Source organism: Caulobacter sp. AP07 (assembly GCF_000281955.1).
GTDB lineage: Bacteria > Pseudomonadota > Alphaproteobacteria > Caulobacterales > Caulobacteraceae > Caulobacter.
Map to the genome: position 1 here is coordinate 1 of NZ_AKKF01000135.1, position 18,450 is coordinate 18,450.

Annotated in this window: 18 protein-coding genes; 8 read left to right on the forward strand and 10 right to left on the reverse strand. The window is 70.8% G+C overall.

Annotation, left to right across the window (positions count from 1 at the left end):
- Positions 1–104: 104 nt before the first annotated feature.
- Positions 105–1,181, reverse strand: coding sequence for a site-specific DNA-methyltransferase (ccrM, locus tag PMI01_RS09660; RefSeq protein ID WP_007667398.1), 1,077 nt, complete (start codon positions 1,179–1,181; stop codon positions 105–107).
- 205 nt (positions 1,182–1,386) lie between these two features.
- Here ccrM and PMI01_RS09665 point away from each other — a divergent pair, with 205 nt between their 5' ends.
- Complete coding sequence (locus PMI01_RS09665) at positions 1,387–2,025, forward strand: dihydrofolate reductase family protein (RefSeq protein ID WP_007667400.1); 639 nt, start codon at positions 1,387–1,389, stop codon at positions 2,023–2,025.
- Positions 2,026–2,061: 36 nt separating this feature from the next.
- Here PMI01_RS09665 and PMI01_RS09670 read toward each other — a convergent pair whose 3' ends face one another.
- The 3 genes from PMI01_RS09670 to PMI01_RS09680 all read right to left on the reverse strand — a co-directional run bounded on the left by PMI01_RS09670 (position 2,062) and on the right by PMI01_RS09680 (position 4,486).
- Positions 2,062–2,703: a ribonuclease HII gene (locus tag PMI01_RS09670; protein WP_007667410.1), complete on the reverse strand. Its 642-nt coding sequence runs from the start codon at positions 2,701–2,703 to the stop codon at positions 2,062–2,064.
- 222 nt (positions 2,704–2,925) lie between these two features.
- Positions 2,926–3,513, reverse strand: a complete 588-nt coding sequence (locus PMI01_RS09675) for a DNA-3-methyladenine glycosylase I (protein WP_007667412.1) — start codon at positions 3,511–3,513, stop codon at positions 2,926–2,928.
- A 172-nt stretch (positions 3,514–3,685) separates the two neighbouring features.
- Positions 3,686–4,486 (reverse strand): CAF17-like 4Fe-4S cluster assembly/insertion protein YgfZ, encoded by an 801-nt coding sequence (locus tag PMI01_RS09680; protein WP_007667414.1) that lies wholly within the window; start codon positions 4,484–4,486, stop codon positions 3,686–3,688.
- Positions 4,487–4,594: 108 nt separating this feature from the next.
- Between PMI01_RS09680 and PMI01_RS09685 the strand changes: the two genes are divergently transcribed.
- From PMI01_RS09685 to PMI01_RS09710, 6 genes are all read left to right on the forward strand, one after another.
- Entirely contained in the window at positions 4,595–5,788 is a 1,194-nt protein-coding gene (locus tag PMI01_RS09685; protein ID WP_007667416.1) for a glycosyltransferase family 9 protein, read from the forward strand.
- Between the two features lie 170 nt (positions 5,789–5,958).
- Positions 5,959–7,293 (forward strand): dihydroorotase, encoded by a 1,335-nt coding sequence (locus PMI01_RS09690; protein ID WP_007667417.1) that lies wholly within the window; start codon positions 5,959–5,961, stop codon positions 7,291–7,293.
- Between the two features lie 232 nt (positions 7,294–7,525).
- On the forward strand, positions 7,526–7,879 hold the full coding sequence (locus tag PMI01_RS09695) for a YciI family protein (RefSeq protein ID WP_007667419.1): 354 nt from the start codon (positions 7,526–7,528) through the stop codon (positions 7,877–7,879).
- A gap of 6 nt (positions 7,880–7,885) precedes the next feature.
- The gene (locus PMI01_RS09700) at positions 7,886–9,133 is read left to right on the forward strand and encodes an RNA polymerase sigma factor (RefSeq protein ID WP_007667421.1); all 1,248 of its coding nucleotides are present in this window, start codon (positions 7,886–7,888) and stop codon (positions 9,131–9,133) included.
- 20 nt (positions 9,134–9,153) lie between these two features.
- Positions 9,154–10,950, forward strand: a complete 1,797-nt coding sequence (locus tag PMI01_RS09705) for a feruloyl-CoA synthase (RefSeq protein ID WP_007667424.1) — start codon at positions 9,154–9,156, stop codon at positions 10,948–10,950.
- Between the two features lie 135 nt (positions 10,951–11,085).
- Positions 11,086–12,627, forward strand: a complete 1,542-nt coding sequence (locus PMI01_RS09710) for an acetolactate synthase large subunit (RefSeq protein ID WP_007667426.1) — start codon at positions 11,086–11,088, stop codon at positions 12,625–12,627.
- 99 nt (positions 12,628–12,726) lie between these two features.
- Here PMI01_RS09710 and PMI01_RS09715 read toward each other — a convergent pair whose 3' ends face one another.
- The 3 genes from PMI01_RS09715 to PMI01_RS09725 all read right to left on the reverse strand — a co-directional run bounded on the left by PMI01_RS09715 (position 12,727) and on the right by PMI01_RS09725 (position 15,450).
- On the reverse strand, positions 12,727–14,070 hold the full coding sequence (locus PMI01_RS09715) for an ATP-binding protein (protein ID WP_035035598.1): 1,344 nt from the start codon (positions 14,068–14,070) through the stop codon (positions 12,727–12,729).
- 163 nt (positions 14,071–14,233) lie between these two features.
- Positions 14,234–14,935 (reverse strand): response regulator, encoded by a 702-nt coding sequence (locus tag PMI01_RS09720; RefSeq protein WP_007667429.1) that lies wholly within the window; start codon positions 14,933–14,935, stop codon positions 14,234–14,236.
- Positions 14,932–15,450 carry a MarR family winged helix-turn-helix transcriptional regulator gene (locus PMI01_RS09725; protein ID WP_007667432.1) on the reverse strand — a complete coding sequence of 173 codons (519 nt, stop codon included), beginning with the start codon at positions 15,448–15,450 and terminating at the stop codon, positions 14,932–14,934. The genes PMI01_RS09720 and PMI01_RS09725 overlap by 4 nt, the downstream gene beginning before the upstream one ends.
- Positions 15,451–15,530: 80 nt before the next feature.
- Between PMI01_RS09725 and PMI01_RS09730 the strand changes: the two genes are divergently transcribed.
- A complete protein-coding gene (locus PMI01_RS09730) occupies positions 15,531–16,418 on the forward strand; it encodes a branched-chain amino acid aminotransferase (RefSeq protein WP_007667434.1) in 888 nt (295 codons plus the stop codon).
- A gap of 104 nt (positions 16,419–16,522) precedes the next feature.
- On the opposite strand, the gene PMI01_RS09735 is transcribed toward PMI01_RS09730, so the two are convergent.
- From PMI01_RS09735 to PMI01_RS09745, 3 genes are all read right to left on the reverse strand, one after another.
- A complete protein-coding gene (locus PMI01_RS09735) occupies positions 16,523–17,488 on the reverse strand; it encodes a tetratricopeptide repeat protein (RefSeq protein ID WP_007667436.1) in 966 nt (321 codons plus the stop codon).
- Between the two features lie 137 nt (positions 17,489–17,625).
- Entirely contained in the window at positions 17,626–18,036 is a 411-nt protein-coding gene (locus tag PMI01_RS09740) for a DUF4870 family protein (protein WP_007667438.1), read from the reverse strand.
- Positions 18,037–18,038: 2 nt separating this feature from the next.
- The gene (locus PMI01_RS09745) at positions 18,039–18,404 is read right to left on the reverse strand and encodes a DUF4870 family protein (protein ID WP_007667439.1); all 366 of its coding nucleotides are present in this window, start codon (positions 18,402–18,404) and stop codon (positions 18,039–18,041) included.
- Positions 18,405–18,450: the final 46 nt, after the last annotated feature.

The window sequence follows — 18,450 nt, forward strand, 5'->3', positions numbered from 1 at the left end:
CGCCGCGACCGGCCCTTCGGCTGATCGCGGCTTCGATGTCTATCGACCCCTCCCCCGACCTCCTTCGGAGGCCACCCTCTCCCACAAGGGGAGAGGGATCAGGCTCAGTTCATCCCCGCCCGCACCTGCGACCGCAGCACGTCGATCGGGGCCAGGCCCGCGTCGGTCTTGAAGTGCCAGTAGGTCCAGCCGTTGCAGGCCGGGGCCGACTGCACCAGGGCGCCGACCTTGTGGATCGAGCCGGACAGGTCGCCCACGGTGATCGAGCCGTCGGCCCGCACCTTGGCGGCGTGCGAGCCCTTGGCGCAGTACAGGGTGTCGCCCGGATTGAGCAGGCCGGCCTCGACGATGTTGCCGAACGGCACGCGGGGTTCGGAGCGCTTGGAGCCCATGACGTCCAGATCTTCCGGCGCGATCGGCACGACCTTGGCGATGCGGGCCTTGGCGTGCTCGATATAGTCGGCCTCGCGCTCGATGCCGACGAAGCGGCGGCCCAGGCGCTTGGCGGCCGCGCCGGTGGTGCCCACGCCGAAGAACGGGTCCAGGATCACGTCGCCCGGCTTGGTGGTCGACAGGATCACCCGGTAGAGCAGGGCTTCCGGCTTCTGGGTCGGGTGGGCCTTGGCGCCGTCGGCCCCCTTGATGCGCTCCTCGCCGGTGCACAGCGGAATGGTCCAGTCCGAGCGCATCTGCACCTCGTCATTGGCCATCTTCAGGGCGTCGTAATTGAAGGTGTAGCGCTTGGCCGCCTGGCTCTTGGAGGCCCAGATCAGGGTCTCGTGGGCGTTGGCGAAGCGGGTGCCCTTGAAGTTGGGCATCGGGTTGGACTTGCGCCAGATCACGTCGTTGAGGATCCAGAAGCCCAGGTCCTGCACCGCCACGCCGACGCGGAAGATGTTGTGATAGCTGCCGATCACCCAGATCGCGCCGTCGTCCTTCAGCACCCGGCGGGCGGCTTTCAGCCATTCGCGGGTGAAGCGGTCGTAGGCGGCGAAGCTCTCGAACTGGTCCCAGTGGTCGTCGACCGCGTCGACCTTGGAATTGTCCGGTCGCAGCAGGTCGCCGCCCAACTGCAGGTTATAGGGCGGATCGGCGAAGATCAGGTCCACGGACTTCTCGGGCAGGGCGTTCATCGCCTCGATGCAGTCGCCCTGGATGATGGTTTCAGGCCCGAAGGACATGTCCGCTTCCCGTCAAAAACACTGAGCGGAATCATGAGTCTTGATGGTTACGCTGGGGTGAACGGGCATGGTTACCCGCCCGTTAACCCCGCCCGAAACCTGTGGAATGAGTCCGATCGGACTCAGAAATCGCCGGCGGGACGCGTTTGGCCTTGATGTTCTTGTATTGTTCTGAAAGGGTTCGAGGCAGGAACGCGAGGGCGCCATGGCGGTCATCCGAGGCTATATCGCCGCCAGCCTGGACGGCTACGTGGCCGACGCCGCGGGCGGAGTGGACTGGCTGGCGCCCTATGCGGCCGTCGACGGCGGCTACCGCGACTTCATCGACCAGGTCGGCACGGTGGTGATGGGCCGGCGCACCCACGATCAGATTCCCAGCCTCGGCCTGGGTTGGCCCTATGCCGGCAAGCGCGGCCTGGTGGTGACCTCCGGACCCGGCGCCAGCGTCCAGCCCGGGACGCGGTTCTGGACCGCCGGCCTGCCGGCCCTGATCGGCTGTCTGCGCGACCTGGACGACGGCGACGCCTGGGTGGTGGGCGGCGCGACGCTGCTGGCGGCGATGATCGCGGCCGGGGCGCTGGACCGGCTGGAACTGCTGGTCGCGCCGCTGCTGCTGGGCGAGGGGACACGGCTGTTTCCGCCGCCGGTGCGCGGGCTGAAGGGCATGGCGCTCAACCGCGTCGAGGCGCTGGAGCGGGGGATGGTGCGGCTGGACTATGGGCTGAGCTATCGGCCGGTCAAAAGATCCGCCGCCGCACAACCTCCGTCATCCCCCGGTCTATCCGGGGGACCCAAGCTGGATCAGCCACCTCGGCTTGGGTCCCCCGAACAAGTCGGGGGATGACGACGTGAGGGGCGTCGGGGATGACGGTTTGGGTCGCTAGTCGCCCAGCTCCCCCGCCAGCGCCAGCTTGACCGGCGCCCAGCCCATCCGGTGGATCGGCGACGGGCCCAGGCGGCGCAGGCCCTCGACATGGACGGCGGCGTGGTAGCCCTTGTGACCGGCGAAGCCGTAGCCGGGATAGACGGCGTCCATCTCGACCATGATCCGGTCGCGGGCTTCCTTGGCCAGGATCGAGGCGGCGGCGATCGAGCACGACAGGCTGTCGCCCTTGATCACCGTCTTGACCGCGCAGGGCAGCTTGAAGGCGTAGTTTCCGTCCACCAAGGCGAAGGCCGGCGCGACCGCCAGGCCCTCGACGGCCCGGCGCATCGCCAGGCCGGCGGCATGCAGGATGTTGAGTTCCTCGATCTCCTCGGTGCTGGCCAGGCCCACGCACCAGGCGATCGCTGTGTCCTTGATCTCGATCTCCAGGGCCGCGCGGGCCTTGGCGGTCAGCTTCTTGGAATCGTTGAGGCCCTTGGGGATCCGGGCCGGATCGAGGATCACCGCCCCGGCGCTGACCGGCCCGGCCCACGGACCCCGGCCGGCCTCGTCCACGCCGCAGACCAGGCCCGGGCCGCAGGCGGCTTCCAGCATCATGTCGGGGCCGGCGAGGGCTTTGGCGGGGGACTTGGGCATGACGGCGGTTTAGGCGGATTTGGTGGGAATGGGAATCCTGAAGCCGGGTCCCATTCATATCAACCGTCATCCCGGGCCTTGTGCCCGGGACCCCTCTGTCCGCCGCAAGGGCAGGGGGTGTGGCGCGCCAGCGCGCCAATGCACTTCACTGTCGGCTGAACCAGGGGTCCCGGGCACAAGGCCCGGGATGACGGTTGAGAAGTGAGGCGGAGTAGAAGGCCCCTACCGCGCCAGCTTGCGGCATTCCTCATGCCGGAAGCACGTCGTGAAGTGGTCGTTCACCAGCCCCGTGGCCTGCATGAAGGCGTAGACGATCACCGGGCCGCAGTACTTGTAGCCCCTGGCCTTCAGCATCTTGGCCATGTCGACGGCCAGGGGCGTCTGGGCCGGGACGCCGGTGGCGGCGGTCCACTGGCTCTGGATCGGCGCGCCGCCGACCATGTCCCACAGCAGGGTTCCCAGGTCCTCGCCGCGATCGCGCATGTCGCAATAGATCTTCGCGCCGGAGATCGCCGCGTCGATCTTGCCGTTCGAGCGGATGATGCCAGCGTCGGCCATCAGCCGGGCGCGGTCGGCCTCGCCGAACCGGGCCACCTTGTCCGGGTCGAAATTGGCGAAGGCGGCGCGGAACGCCTCGCGCTTGCGCAGGATGGTGATCCACGACAGCCCGGCCTGGAAGCCGTCCAGCACCAGCTTCTCCCACAGGGCGCGGGAGTCGTACTCCGGCACGCCCCATTCGGTGTCGTGATAGGCCTCGTAGAACGGGTCGCCGTTCATGCCGCGCCAGGTGCAGCGTTGGATCTCGGTCATGGGGCGGAGCTTGGCTTAGGTCGCCGATGATTTCCAGAACTTTTCAGGAACACCCTCCGTCGTCATCCCCCGACTTGTTCGGGGAACCCAAGCCGAGCCGGCGGCGGCGTTCTTGCGAGATGTCAGCCGCCGCTTGGGTCCCCCGCATAAAGCGGGGGATGACGAACGTGAGTTAGGATGCCGGCGTCGGCGCCGGAACCCACGCCGGCCAGTCCACCGTCACCGCCCGTCCGTCCGCCGTCAGCGCCGCGCCGTCGATGCGGTCCAGCCGCAGCAAGGCCATGGCCCGGCCGTCGCGGCCCGACAGCACCTCGCCGGCCCGAAGCTCGCCGGCCAGCACCTCGGCGCCGAAGGCCGGCGGCGGGCCGGCGAAGGCGATCGGCAGCATGCGGTTCTTGATCGTCCCGCGCCGCTTCATCCGGCTGGTGGTCTCCTGGCCGACGAAGCAGCCCTTCTTGAAGTCGATGCCGTTCAGCAGGTCGAAATCGGCCTCGATCGGATAGGTCCTGTCGATTCCCCAGTCGGCGGGGCCGGGCACGCCCAGGGCCAGGCGATGAGCGTCGTAGTCGTCTTCGGTGGCGGTGACGGCGAGGTCGCGGGTGTAGAGTCGCGAGCCCAGGGCGGGCAGGCGCGGATCGGCGAAGCCGCCGGTCGTGGGCCAGACGGCGAAGACCGTCAGATTCAGGCTGGTCAGTTCCACCTTGGCCCGCAGCCGATACATCGTCAGGCGTGCGAAGATCGCGTCGCGATGCTCGCCCGCGACATCCAGCAGAACCCCGTCGGGCGTCCCAGCCGCGAACAGGTCGTACAACAGGCGCCCTTGCGGCGTGAGCAGGCCGGAAAAGCGCAGCTCGCCGTCGGCCAGGGCCTCGATCTCCTGGGTCAGCAGCCCGTTGAGGAAGCTTTTGGTGTCCGGGCCGGTCACGGCGATGACGGCGCGGCTGTCGAGGCGGGCGATCTGACTCTGGCTCATGCCTTCCATGTGGCAAGACGGACGCACTCGCGCCAGTGCTTAACGAATAGAAAGCTGAGCTGTTATCGAGGGATGCGCCGACTCGCAGCAGGCTTTATACATTCGCCGATGACACAGCGGGCCTTCCCGATTCTCTTCATCACCGCCACGCGTATCGGCGACGCCGTGCTGTCGTCCGGCCTGATCAGGTTCCTGGCCGACCAGATTCCCAACGCCCGCTTCACCATCGTCGCCGGCCCCCTGGCCGCGCCGCTGTTCGCCCATGTGCCCGGTCTCGACCGGGTGATCGTCATGGAGAAGGGCAAGGGCAAGGGCCACTGGTTCAAGCTGTGGAACCAGGTGCGCCACAGGAAGTGGGGCCTGGTCGTCGACCTGCGCGGTTCCGGCACCGCCCTGTTCCTGCGCCGCGAGAAGCGGGCGATCTGGAAGAAGGCGCTGGGCGAGCCGGTCCACAAGGTGATCGACGCCGCCCGGGTGCTGAAGCTGGAGGGCGACCCGCCCAGTCCGCACCTCTACATCACCCCCGAGGTCCAGGCCTTGGCCGACCAGATGCTGGCCCCCCGCCCGGGCGAGCCGGACGGGCCGATCCTGGCCGTCGGCCCCGCCGCCAACTGGGTGGGCAAGATCTGGCCGATCGAGCGCTTCGCCCAGACCGCCGCCCAACTGCTGGGTCCGCAGAGCCCCTTGGCCGGCGGCCGGCTGCTGATCATGGGCGGTCCCGGCGACAGCCGCATGGTCGAGGAGCTGCGCATGGCCTCGGCCCGCGGCCGCTATGTCGACCTGACCGGCAAGGTCGACCTGCTGACCGCCTATGCGGCCCTGAAGCGCGCCGACCTGTTCATCGGCAACGACAGCGGCCTGATGCACATCGCCGCCGCCGCCGGCGTCCCGACCATCGGCCTGTTCGGTCCCTCCGACGAGCGCCGCTACGCGCCATGGGGCCCGCACACCCGGGCGGTGCGCGGGCCGCGCACGCTGGACCAGTTCCTGGCGGTGGATCCCGACCTCTCGCAAGCCATCCGCCACATGAGCGACCTGCCGGTGGCCACGGTGGTGCGGGCGGCCAAGGCGCTGCTGGCCGAGGTGAAGGCTGGAGCCCTGGCCGAGGCCGAAGCCGCGCTGGCCGTCGAGCCCGAGCCGATCGAGGAAGACGCCGCCGAACTGGCGGTCGAGGACGCGGCGACCACGCCGGAGCTCTATCCGGTGGTCGAGGACGCGGAGCCGGACGCCGACCATCAACCCGCCGAACCGCCGATCGAGGCGCCGGCTTCCGAAGGCGCGATCGAGGCGGATCGACCCTAACGCCCGTCATCCCCCGCTTCATGCGGGGGACCCAAGCTGACCTGGCAGGTTTGGCTTGGGTCCCCCGAACAAGTCGGGGGATGACGACTGTTTGTTGGTCGGGAGAGAAGTTAGTTGATCACGGAGGGCCCCGGACCTAGACCGCCTCCAACCCTCGCAGGAGCCGCCCCATGACCCAGACCTTCGACCTGATCGTGCGCGGCGGCGAGGTGGTCAACCACGCGGGCCGCGGCTTCACCGACATCGGGGTGCGGAACGGCAAGATCGTCGCCATCGGCGACCTGTCGCGGGCCTCGGCCGGCGAAGTGTTCGACGCGACCGGGCTCACGGTGCTGCCCGGCGTCATCGACAGCCAGGTCCATTTCCGCGAGCCGGGCCTGGAGTGGAAGGAAGACCTGGAGAGCGGCTCGCGCGGCGCGGCCCTGGGCGGAGTGGTGGCGGTGTTCGAGATGCCCAACACCGAGCCGACCACCACCGACCCCGACGCCCTGGCCGACAAGCTGGCCCGCGCCAAGGGCCGCATGCACACCGATCACGCCTTCTATGTGGGCGGCACCCACGAGAACGCGACGTTCCTGGGCGAGCTGGAGCGCCTGCCGGGCTGCTGCGGCATCAAGGTGTTCATGGGCGCCTCGACCGGCACCTTGCTGGTGCAGGACGACGAGGGGGTCGAGAACGTGCTGCGGCACGTCAACCGCCGCGCCGCCTTCCATTCCGAGGACGAGTACCGCCTGGCCGAGCGCCGCTCGCTGGCCCGGCCCGGCGACTGGACCAGCCACCCGGAGGTCCGCGACGCCCAGGCCGCCCTGCAGTCGACCCACCGCCTGGTCGGCATCGCCAAGCGCCTGGGCAAGCGCATCCACGTGCTGCACGTCACCACCCACCAGGAGATCGATTTCCTGGCCAAGAACAAGGACGTCGCCAGCGTCGAGGTCACGCCCCAGCACCTGACCCTGGTCGCCCCCGAGGCCTATGAGCGGCTGAAGGGCTTCGCCCAGATGAACCCGCCGATCCGCTCGGCCGAACACGTGGCCGGGGTCTGGCGCGGCATCGAGACCGGCATCGCCGACGTGCTGGGCAGCGACCACGCCCCCCACACCCGCGAGGAGAAGGCCCGGCCCTATCCGGCCTCGCCCTCGGGCATGCCCGGCGTCCAGACGCTGGTGCCGATCATGCTGACGCATGTGGTGGATGGCCGGCTGAGCCTGGAGCGCTTCGTCGACCTGACCAGCCATGGGGTCAACCGGGTGTTCGGCCTGGCCGACAAGGGCCGCATCGCCGAGGGCTACGACGCCGACTTCACCATCGTCGACATGAAGGCCAGGCGGACCATCACCCACGACTGGATGGCCACCCGCTCGGGCTGGACCCCGTTCGACGGCTTCGAGGCCAAGGCCTGGCCGGTGGCGACCATCGTGCGGGGCACGGTGGTGATGCGCGACGACGAGATCGTGGCGGAGGGGACGGGCGCGCCGGTGCGGTTCCTGGAGACGCTGGCGGGGTAGGCTCACCCACTTGCCCCCACCTGACCGCTTCGCGGTCTGTCCACCCCCATAGGGGGCGGAGCCTTCGCGGTGCGGCTCTTCCCCCTCTGGGGGAAGACGGTCGCGAAGCGACCTGTAGGGGGCAAGTCCGACGCCCCTCGACTTTTTTCCCGCGACCTGTCGAATCCCCCACGCCCCGCGCGTCTCTCCCTCGAAGCGCCGCGACGGTCGCGCGCCCGATGGAGAACCACCCATGGAATACGCTCTGGTCATCTACGAGGACGAGGCCGTCTATGGCGAAGAAGGCAGCCAGGTCTGGCTGGATATCTTCGCCCAGCACGAAGCCTTCGCCGCCGAGCTGGTCGAGAAGGGCCTGCTGCGGGGCGGGGCGGGCCTGAAGCCCACCAACACCGCCACCACGGTGCGCAAGGTCGCCGGCCAGCACGCCCTGCATGACGGGCCGTTCGCCGAGAGCAAGGAGCAGTTGGGCGGCTTCTATGTGATCGAGGTTCCCGACCTCGACGCCGCCCTGGCCTGGGCGCGCAAGCTGCCGCTGACGGCCGACGGCGCGGTCGAGGTCCGCCCGGTGCTCGCGGGCTCGACGTAAGCGCCGATGGCCAAGGGCCTCCTCGACCAGGCGGCGCGGACCCATGGCGGGCGGGTGATCGCCGCCCTGGCCGCCCGTTTCCGCGACCTGGACCTGGCCGAGGAGGCCTTCGCCGACGCCTGCCTGAAGGCGGCGCAGGTCTGGCCCCGTCTCTCTAGTGAAGGTGACGGTGCGCCGCGCGACCCCGCCGCTTGGCTATACGCCGTCGCCCAGCGCCAGGCGCTCGACCGGCTGCGGCGACGGGTAACCCGGGCGCGGCACGTCCCCGACCCGCCCGAGCCGCCGCCCAGCGCCGAGGACGCCATGACCGACGACGCGCGCCTGATCCCCGACGAGCGGCTGCGGCTGATCTTCGTCTGCTGCCATCCCGCCGTGGCCCCGGACGCCCGCGCCGCCCTGACCCTGCGCCTGGTCTGCGGCCTGACCACCCAGGAAATCGCCCGCGCCTTCCTGGTGTCCGAACCGACCCTGGCCCAGCGGCTGACGCGGGCCAAGCGCAAGATCGCCGACGCCGGAATCCCCTTCGAGGTTCCCGGTCCCGAGGCCTGGTCCGAGCGGCTGGGCGCGGTGCTGTCGACGCTGGAGGTCGCCTACGCCAAGGCCCACGAGGACGCGGCCGGGGCGGGGGCCCATGCCGGCTATGCCCGCGAGATGCTCGACCTGACCGCCGTGCTGGTCGAGCTGCTGCCGGGCGAGCCCGAGTGCCTGTCCTTCGCCGCCCTGGTCCGCTACGCCGAGGCCCGTCGCCCGGCCCGGCTGGACGAGGACGGGGCGATGACGCCGCTGTCGCAGCAGGACCCGGCCCTGTGGCGCCGGCCGCTGATCGCCGAGGCCGAGACGCTGCTGCGCCGCGCCGCGCGCTGGCGGCGGCCGGGACCGCGCCAGCTGCAGGCCGCCATCCACGCGGCCTGGTGCGGCCGGGCCTCGCTGGCCGAACCCGCGCCGTGGCCGACCGTGCTGGCGCTGTACGACGCCCTGCTGACCTGGCGCGACGACGCGGTGGTGCGGCTGAACCGGGCGGTGGCGGTGGCCGAGGTGTCGGGCCCCGCCCAGGCCCTGGCCGAGGTCGACGGGCTGGACTCCGCGCTGTTTCGCGACTTCGGCCCCTTCCACGCGGTGCGCGCCGACCTGCTGGCGCGGCTGTCGCGCGGGGACGAGGCGGTCGCCGCCTACGACAGGGCCCTGGCCCTGGATCCGGCCCCGGCCGAGCGTTTGTGGCTGGAGCGGCGGCGCGCCGAGGTTGCGCCCGCCTAGGCTTACGCTAACCTCCTCCCATGGATGGGACTTCAGAAACCCACGCGCCGTTCCGCGACGCCCGCTACGCGCCCCGCGCGCTGGAGGTCGAAGGCCGTGGCGACGTCCTGATCCTGCGCAATCCGACCCCCTATTCCAGCACCATCCAGACCGTGACCGCGCCCCTGGCCCGCTGGGCGGCGCAGGCCCCGAACCGGATCTGGCTGGCCGAGCGCTCCTCCGAGAACGAGGGCGGTGGCTGGCGCACCGTGACCTACGGCGAGGCGGCGCGGCGGGTTTCGGCCCTGGCCGGCGGGCTTGCGGCCCTGGGCCTGGCGCGCGGCCAATGCCTGCTGATCCTGGCCCGCAACGGGATCGACCACGCCCTGATCGGCTACGGCGCCATGAGCCTGGGCGCGGCGATCTCGCCGGTCTCGCCGCAGTACGGGCTGAAGGGCGCCGACCTGACCCGCCTGGCCTTCGCCGTCGAGCGGCTCAAGCCGGTCGCGGTCTATGTCGATGACGCCGAGGCGTTCGGCGACGCCCTGGCCGCGCCGTTCCTGGCCGGCCTGCCGGTGGTGGCCAGCCGCAACGCCCGGCCCGGCGACGTGACGTTCGAGGCCCTCCAGGACTCGCCCCCCGCCGCCGCCGTCTGCCGGCCCGGCGACACCGCCAAGCTGCTGCTGACCTCCGGTTCGACCGGCCAGCCCAAGGCGGTGGTCTGCACCCACGCCAACATCGCCCTCAACGCCGCTCAGATCGCCGCCTGCTACGACGACCCCGACCCGCCGGTGCTGGTCAATTCCGCGCCCTGGAGCCACAGCCTGGGGGCCAACGCCATCCTGCACATGGTGCTGCACCGGGGCGGGAGTCTTTACATTGACGCTGGCCAGCCGCTGGCTGGCAAGTTCGACGAGACGGTGCGCAACCTGCGCGAGGTGGCGACCACCTATCACAACATGGTCCCGGCCGGCTGGGGGATGCTGGCCGGCGAGCTGGAGCGCGACGCGGCCCTGGCGCGGAAGTTCTTCGAGAAGGTCCGCGTGCTGCAGTATGGCGGCGCCTCGATGGCCCAGAGCATCCTCGACCGCGTCCAGGCCGTGGCGGCGCGCACCATCGGCCATCGGGTGACCTTCGCGGCGGGCTACGGGGCCACCGAGACCGGCCCGACCGCCTGCAACATCCACTGGCTCAACGCCCGCTCCGGGATGATCGGCCTGCCGACGCCCGGCACGGCGGTGAAGCTGGTCCCGAGCGGCGACAAGTTCGAGATCCGGGTGAAGGGGCCGCAGGTCTCGCCGGGCTATCTGGACATGCCGCAGGCCTCGGCCGACGCCTTCGACGAGGAGGGCTTCTACCGGCTGGGCGACGCGGCGCGGCTGGCCGATCCGGCCGATCCCTCGGCGGGCCTGGTGTTCGACGGCCGGCTGGTCGAGAACTTCAAGCTGGCCAGCGGCACCTTCGTCGCGGCCGGGGCGCTGCGGGTGGCGGCGGTTTCGGCGATCGGCGGCGTGGTGTCCGACGCGGTGGTCTGCGGCGAGGGGAGGGACGGGGTCGGCCTGATGCTGTTCCTCGACCCCAAGGCCGGCCTGCTGCTGGGTGACCCGGCGACGGTGCGGACGGCGATCCAAGTGGGGCTCGAACGGCTGAACGCCACGGCCAAGGGCGGCGGCCGGGTGGCTCGGGCCCTGATCCTCGACGGCGCGCCGGACCCGGCCTCGGGCGAACTCACCGACAAGGGCTACATCAACCAGGCCCTGGCGCGCGATCGCCGGCCGGCGGAGCTGGCGCGGCTGTTCGCGGAAGAGCCGGACGAAGACATTCTAGTATTCTCATAGGTTGTCATCCCGGAAGCGCGAAGCGCTGTCCGGGATCCAGGGGCCGTGCGCACCGCCCCGGGTCCCGGCTCTTCGCTGCGCTTCGGCCGGGATGACAACGGTTGGGGAGCGACTAGGTAGCGATTGGAGAAGACCATGAACGGCGCCGACGCCCTGATCACCACCCTGGCCGACAACGGCGTCACCGCCTGTTTCGCCAATCCCGGCACCAGCGAGATGCAGTTCGTCGCCGCCCTGGACCGCGAGCCGCGCATGCGCTCGATCCTCTGCCTGTTCGAGGGCGTGGCGACCGGGGCGGCCGACGGCTACGGGCGGATGACCGGGACGCCGGCCTGCACCCTGCTGCACCTGGGCCCCGGCTACGCCAACGGCGCGGCCAACCTGCACAACGCCCGGCGCGCCTTCACCCCCACCGTCAACGTCATCGGCGACCACGCCGTCGACCATCGCCAGTACGACGCGCCGCTCAATTCCGACATCGCCGCCCTCGCCAGGCCCAACTCGCTGTGGGTGAAGTCGGCCGACAGCGCCGACGCGGTGGGGCCGCTGGCCGCCGAGGCGGTGGCCGCCAGCTTCGGCGCGCCGGGCGGCGCCGCCTGCCTGATCCTGCCCGCCGACAGCGCCTGGAACCTGACCAACGCCCGGGGGCCGGTGATCGAACCGCCCCGCCCGCGCGCCCCGGACCCGGCGGCGGTCGCGGCGGCGGCCCAGGCCATCAAGGCCGCCGCCAAGCCGGTGCTGCTGCTGGGCGGCGGGGCCTGCGGCGAAGCCGGGATCGCCGCCGCCGGACGGCTGGCGGCGGTTGGCGTCCGGGTGCTGACCGACACCTTCACCGCCCGCCAGGCCCGGGGCGAGGGCCGCTTCCGGCCCGACAAGCTGCCCTATTTCGGCGAGGCGGCGCTGAAGGACCTGGACGGCGTCGATCTGATGGCGCTCTGCGCCACGGTGGAGCCGGTGGCCTTCTTCGCCTATCCCGACCGGCCCAGCGTGCTGGTCCCGGAGGGTTGCGCGACCCTGACCCTCAGCGACCGGGGAACCGACGCGGCGGCGGCGCTCGACGCCCTGGCCGACGCCCTGGGCGCGCCGGCGGCCGGCGCGGTCGAGCCCTACGCCCCGCCGCCAGCCCCGGCCGGCAAGCTGGACGCCTGGGCGATGGGCGCGGCGATCGCCCGCCACATGCCGGCCGGGGCGATCATCTCGGACGACGCGGTGACCGCCGGCCTGCCGATCTTCACCCAGACCCGCAACGCCCGGGGCCATGACTGGCTGTCCCTGACCGGCGGGGCGATCGGCCAGGGCATACCGCTGGCGATCGGCGCGGCGGTGGCCTGTCCGGACCGCAAGGTCCTGGCCCTGACCGGCGACGGGGCGGGGATGTACACGGTGCAGGGCCTGTGGACGATCGCGCGCGAGAAGCTGGACGTCACGGTGGTGGTGTTCGCCAACCACGCCTACCGCATCCTCGGCATCGAGATGGGCCGCACCGGCGGCGGCGAGCCCGGCCCGGCGGCGTCGCGGCTGCTGGACCTGTCGGACCCGCGCATCGACTGGGTGGCGGTGGCCGGGGGCTTGGGCCTGCCCGCCGAGCGGGTCGAGACGGCCGAAGCGTTCGACGCGGCCATGGCGCGGGCGATGAGCGAACCGGGGCCGCATTTCATCGAAGCGGCGATGCGGTAGGGGGCCGGGGTAGGGCTGGGGACACACACTCACCCCACGACCTTCGCCAGGATCACATCGGCCTTGCCGTGAGTGTGTGTCCCCGATCGTACGTCGACTCTACCCCGGCAGCCGCAGCACCGCCCGTAGCCCGCCCATCGGCGAGCGTTCCAGGGTCAGGTCGCCGCCCAGGCCGCGGGCCATGTCGCGGGCGATGGCCAGGCCCAGGCCGACGCCCTTTTCGTTCTGGTTGCGCGACTCGTCCAGGCGGTTGAACGGGCGGAAGGCCTCTTCGTGCAGGGCGTCGGGGATGCCGGGGCCGTCGTCGTCGACGAAGATCCACACCCCGCCGCTCGGCCGGGCCATGGACGACACCCGCACGGTCTCGCCATGGGCGGCGGCGTTGTCGATCAGGTTGGCCAGCGCCCGCTTGAAGGCCTGGGGGCGCAGGATGGCCGAAAGGTCATCGCCGATCGCCAGCTCGATGCGCGCTCCGGCCCGGGACGCCCCCTCGCAGACCTCCTCGATCAGCGGCCTCAGCATGACCTCGCGCGTCGCCTCGCCGCCTTCGCCCCGGGCGAACGACAGGTACTCGTCGATCATGTGTTCCATCTCGGAGAGGTCGCGCTGCATGGCCTGGACCTGGGCGTCGGGCTCGGCCAGGGCCAGCTCCAGCTTCAGGCGGGTCAGGGGCGTGCGCAGGTCGTGGCTGACCGAGGCCAGCAGGGCCGTGCGCTGCTCGATATGGCGCTGGATGCGCTCCTTCATGGCCAGGAAGGCCTGGGCCGCCATGCGCACCTCGCGGGCTCCGTGCGGCTTGAAGGCCGCCTGGTCGATGCCGCGTCCGAAGGCGTCGGCGGCGTCGGCCAGGCGCTCGATGGCCCGCACCTGGTTGCGGATGAACAGGATGGCCACGGCGGTCAGCAGCAGGGTGGCCACCACCATCCACAGGATGAAGATGTGGCCCTGGGTGGCGAAGGCCCGGTCGCGCGGGGCGATGATCCGCAGCACGCCTTCCTTGACCTGCACACGGATGTCGACGTGGCCGGGATAGCGGGTGGTGTCGAACCAGAACGGGGCGTCCAGCCGGTCGTCCAGGGCGATGCGCAGCGAGCGGTCCAGGGAGGCGAACAGCGACGGCCGCTGGCCGGTCGGCAGCTTGCGGCCCTTCTGCAGGGCGATCGACAGCGACATCGAGTCCTCGGCCCGCTGCGCCATCTTGTCGAGCGCGGCCGGCGACGGGTCGTCGTTATAGGTCTCCACCGCCCAGGCCACGTCGCCGGCCAGGCCCTCGGACAGGCGACTGGTGACGGTCTCCCAGTGGGCGTCGAAGAACGCCCAGGTGACGGCGATCTGCATCACCGCCACCGGCAGGACGATGATCAGCAGCGAGCGCCCGAACAGCGAGGTCGGCAGCCAGCGCTTGATCTGGCGGGGGATGTAGAGCTTGGTCCGCAGGCGCATCATCTAGGCCCTCCCCCTGTGGGGGAGGTGGCCCGAAGGGCCGGTGGGGGGAGCGCGCGGAGGCTGGTGAGCGCCTGGCCGAAGGCGCAAGTTCCCCCCACCGTCGCCTGCGGCGACACCTCCCCCAGAGGGGGAGGACCTGGTTGGCCAGCCACCACCCCCATCAATCCGGCGCCAACCGGTAGCCGATCCCGCGCACCGTCTGCAGGTACCTCGGGTTCTTGGGGTCCGGCTCGATCTTGCGGCGCAGGCGGGTGACCTGGACGTCGACGGCGCGGCCGGTGGCGTCGACGGTGTCGCGGGCCAGCTCCAGGCGGTCGACCGGCTCGTGGGCGACCTTGGCCAGGCGGCGCAACAGGGCGACCTCGGCCTCGGTCAGGCGGATCGGCTCGCCGTTGCGGGTCAACTCGCCGCGCTCCGGCTCGAAGGCGCAGTCGCCCAGGCTCAGGGCGCGGGGGCCGGACGGCTTGGGGGCGGTGCGACGCAGGATGGCCTCGATGCGCAGCAGCAGTTCGCGCGGCTCGAACGGCTTGGCCAGGTAGTCGTCGGCCCCGTGGGTCAGGCCCTCGATGCGGTCGCCGGTCTGGTCGCGGGCGGTCAGCATCAGGATCGGCGTCTTGCCGGCCTCGCCGCCCCTGGCTCGCAGGCGCCGGGTGAAGGCGAAACCGTCCTCGCCGGGCATCATCACGTCCAGCACCAGCAGGTCGAAGTCCATGGCCCCGGTCAGCCGGTCGGCATGGGCGGCGTCGGCCGCGGCGCTGACCCGGAAGCCGGCGCGGCTGAGGAACTCCTTCAGGAGCGAGCGGATGCGGTCGTCGTCGTCGACGACCAGCAGGTGGCGCTCGCCGCGTTCCTCGGGGGTCACAGCCCGTCCCTCCGATTGAGGCCGACGCCTTGGCGCGGACCGGCCAGGGCCGCCAGGATGCGGCGACTTCCCGCCACCCCGTCCAGGCCGCCGGTGCGATAGGCCCGGCCCAGCAGGCCGCGCAGCCGTTCCGACACCCGGGCCTCGAAGGCCGCGCCCTCGACGGTCAGGGCGGTTGGCCGGCGGCGGGCGTCGAGGTCGCCGGCCGCCTTCTCGGCCAGGCCCAGGCGTTGCAGGTCGGTCAGGGTCTTGCTGGCCGCCTGTTTCGACAGACTGGTCAGCTTGGAGAGGTCCTGCACCCCGATGCCGGGCCGGCGGCGCAGCAGGAAGGCGGCGCGCCAGTGCGAGCGGCCCAGGCCCGGACCCTCGGCCTCCAGCGCCGCGTCGACCGTCGCCCACAGGGCCGCCTCGGCCAGCAGCAGCAGCTCCAGCCCGCCGTCCAGCTGCTCCTCGCCGAGAATCAGGCGCGGATCGGTGGACCCCGCCGAAAGGCCCGAGGAAAGAGGCGTGGCCATTAGAATGCGTCCATTTTATTTGACCTGCCGCGTCGCGGGGCGTCTAAGAACCGGATTCCAAATAAGGAGGTCTTGGACCGATGTCTCTCGTTCCCTTCGACGATCGCGATGGATGGATCTGGCTGGACGGCCAGTTCGTAGCCTGGCGCGAGGCGAAGGTGCACGTATTGACCCATGGCCTTCACTACGCCTCGTCGGTGTTCGAGGGCGAGCGGATGTATGGCGGCGAGATCTTCAAGCTGACCGAGCATACCGAGCGCCTGTTCAAATCGGCCGAAATCCTCGATTTCAAGATCCCCTACACGGTGGAGCAGATCGATGAGGCGTGCAAGGCGACCGCCGCCAAGAACGGCCTGACCGACTGCTATGTCCGGCCGCTGGCCTGGCGCGGCAGCGAGATGATCGGCGTCTCGGCCCAGCAGACCAAGATTCACGTGGCCATCGCGGTGTGGGACTGGCCCAGCTATTTCGATCCGGCGACCAAGGCCAAGGGCATCCGCCTGACCTGGGCCAAGTACGACCGTCCGGCGCCGAACACGATCCCGACCGCCGCCAAGGCCGCCGGGCTGTACATGATCTGCACCATCTCCAAGCACGCCGCGGAGAAGGAAGGCTATGCCGACGCGATGATGGTCGACTATCGCGGCTATGTCGCCGAGGCGACCGGCGCCAACGTGTTCTTCGTCAAGGACGGCGTGCTGCACACCCCGATCCCGGACTGCATCCTGAACGGCATCACCCGCCAGACGGTGATCCAGATCGCCCGCGAGCGCGGCATCGAGGTGGTCGAGCGCCACATCGAGAAGCCGGAGCTGGCCGGCTTCACCGAGTGCTTCATCGTCGGCACCGCCGCCGAGGTCACCCCGGTGGCCGAGATCGGCGAGTTCACCTTCAAGCCCGGCGCGATCTCGCTGTCGCTGATGGACGACTATGCGCGGCTGGTGCGGCGGGAGCTGGTGGAAGCCTGAGGCTCCGACACTTCGGCCGAATGAAATGATCCCGGAGCGGTTTGGCCGCTCCGGGATTTTTTGTGTCCGGAGCGGAACCCTCTCCCAGAGGGAGAGGGTTCAAATTACCCCGCCACCTTCGCCTCAAGCTCCGCCAGCCGGGCTCGCGTCGAGGCCAGGTCCGCGCCGAACCGGGCCGGGTCGGCGGCCGCCAGCCTCGCGGCCACGTCATAGCTCTCGCGGTACAGGTCCAGCGCCCGCATCCGGTGGCCACGGTCCTCGCGCAGGTCGGCCAGGCGCTCCAGCGTGATCGACAGGGCCCGCCGCGCGCCGGGGTCGGCCGCCTCGCGGCCGCCGTGCGAGCGGCGCAGGGCCAGGGATTCCTCGAAGGCCGACAGGGCCTCGTTCAGCCGGCCCTCGATCTCGGCCACGTCGCCGACCCCGGCCAGGGCGCCGGCCAGCAGGTCGTCGACGGAAGCATCATCCGGTCGAGCGGCCCGGACGGCGCGAGCATAGCCGACCGCGTCCTCATAGGCTTCGGCCGCCTCGTCCAGCCGTCCCTGGGCGCGGGCGAAGTCGCCCAGGTCGCGGTGGGCCAGGGCCTTCTCGTGGTCGTCGCCGGCCACGCGCAGCAGGCGGGTCAGCACCCGCGCCGCCTCGGGCCAGGTCTCGGTGCGGCTGAGTTCGACCAGCTTGGCGCGGAGCTCGGCGAAGGTTTCGACGGGCGTCGGCGGCGGTTCCGGCGCGGCGGCGACCGGGGCCGGCTCCGGTTCGACCAGGACGACCGGCGTCATGACGGGTTCGGCTTCGGGCGGGGTCTCGACGGCGACGACCGCCGCCGCCAACGGTTCGCCCAGGTCGACCATCACGGTCTTGCGACGCGGCTTGCGCCTCGGCCGTGGGGTCAGGGCGGCGACGAGCAGCAAAGCCCCCGTGATCGCCGCCGCCCAGCCCACGAACGGCCGGTGTGGCTCGAAAGGTCCGAGATCGAGGTCTTGCGCCCAGCCCCCCAGGACGCCCAGACCCGCGATGACGTACCCCGATGTCGCCAGGATCACCCCGAGGATGATCCCCACGAGCCGAGCCATCATGTCGCCCCCTCCATGACCGCGTTCGTAAGGAGCGGCACGTGATCCCAGCGCCGTCGCCGCGTCGAGCCGTCTCAACCGCCAGGGGAAGACCGGCGCGCAAGCTGCGCCGTAATGGGCGCCAGGGGCGCGCGGCGCCTCTAAATCAGCCAGGTCAGGGGGCGGGGATAGGCCTCGCCCCTGAGCAGATAGACCAGGCCGAGGATCGTTCGAACGACGAACCAGACGCTGATCAGGCTGAGGATCAGGCCGCCGGCGATCATCATCGGAAAGCCGATCAGCAGCACCGCCAGGACCAGTCCGACCAGGACCAGGGCCAGCCCGCCCAGGAACCACCAGATCGACAGCCAGAAGGTGCGGATGGCGAAGGTGTAGTGGCTGGCGTTGATCGGCCCGGCGTCGTCGCGATTGACGTAGGCGACGATCAGCCCGACCAGGAAGGTCAGGCCGTTGGTGAAGCCCAGCAGATACAGGGCGTAGACCACGATCGGCAGGACCTTGTCCTCGTCGGCCCGTTCCGAAGGGCTTGGGGTCTGGGTCACGTCGGTCATGGTCAGATCATCCAGTTGCGGGGCGTCGGATAGGCCTGGCCCTTGAGCAGCCAGGACAGGCCCAGGATGCAGCGCACCGCGGTCCACACCCAGACGGCGGCGAGAATGACGAAGCCGATCCCGACCACGCTCAGCACTCCGCCGATCACCGTGAACAGCAGCCACAGCCAGAAGGTGCGGATCTGGAAGACGTAGTGGCTCTGCATCCACTCGGGCGCGGCGGCCTTGCTGACATAGGCCAGGATCACCCCGACCACGGCGGTCGCGCCGACCGACAGCAGGCCCAGCAGATAGAGGGCGTAGACCACCAGCGGCATGGTCTTGTCGTCCTGCAGGGCGGGCGGAACGGCGGGATCGGTCTGGTTCATGGAACGATGCTCGCCAATATTGGCCCCGAACGCAAATGAAGGTCGT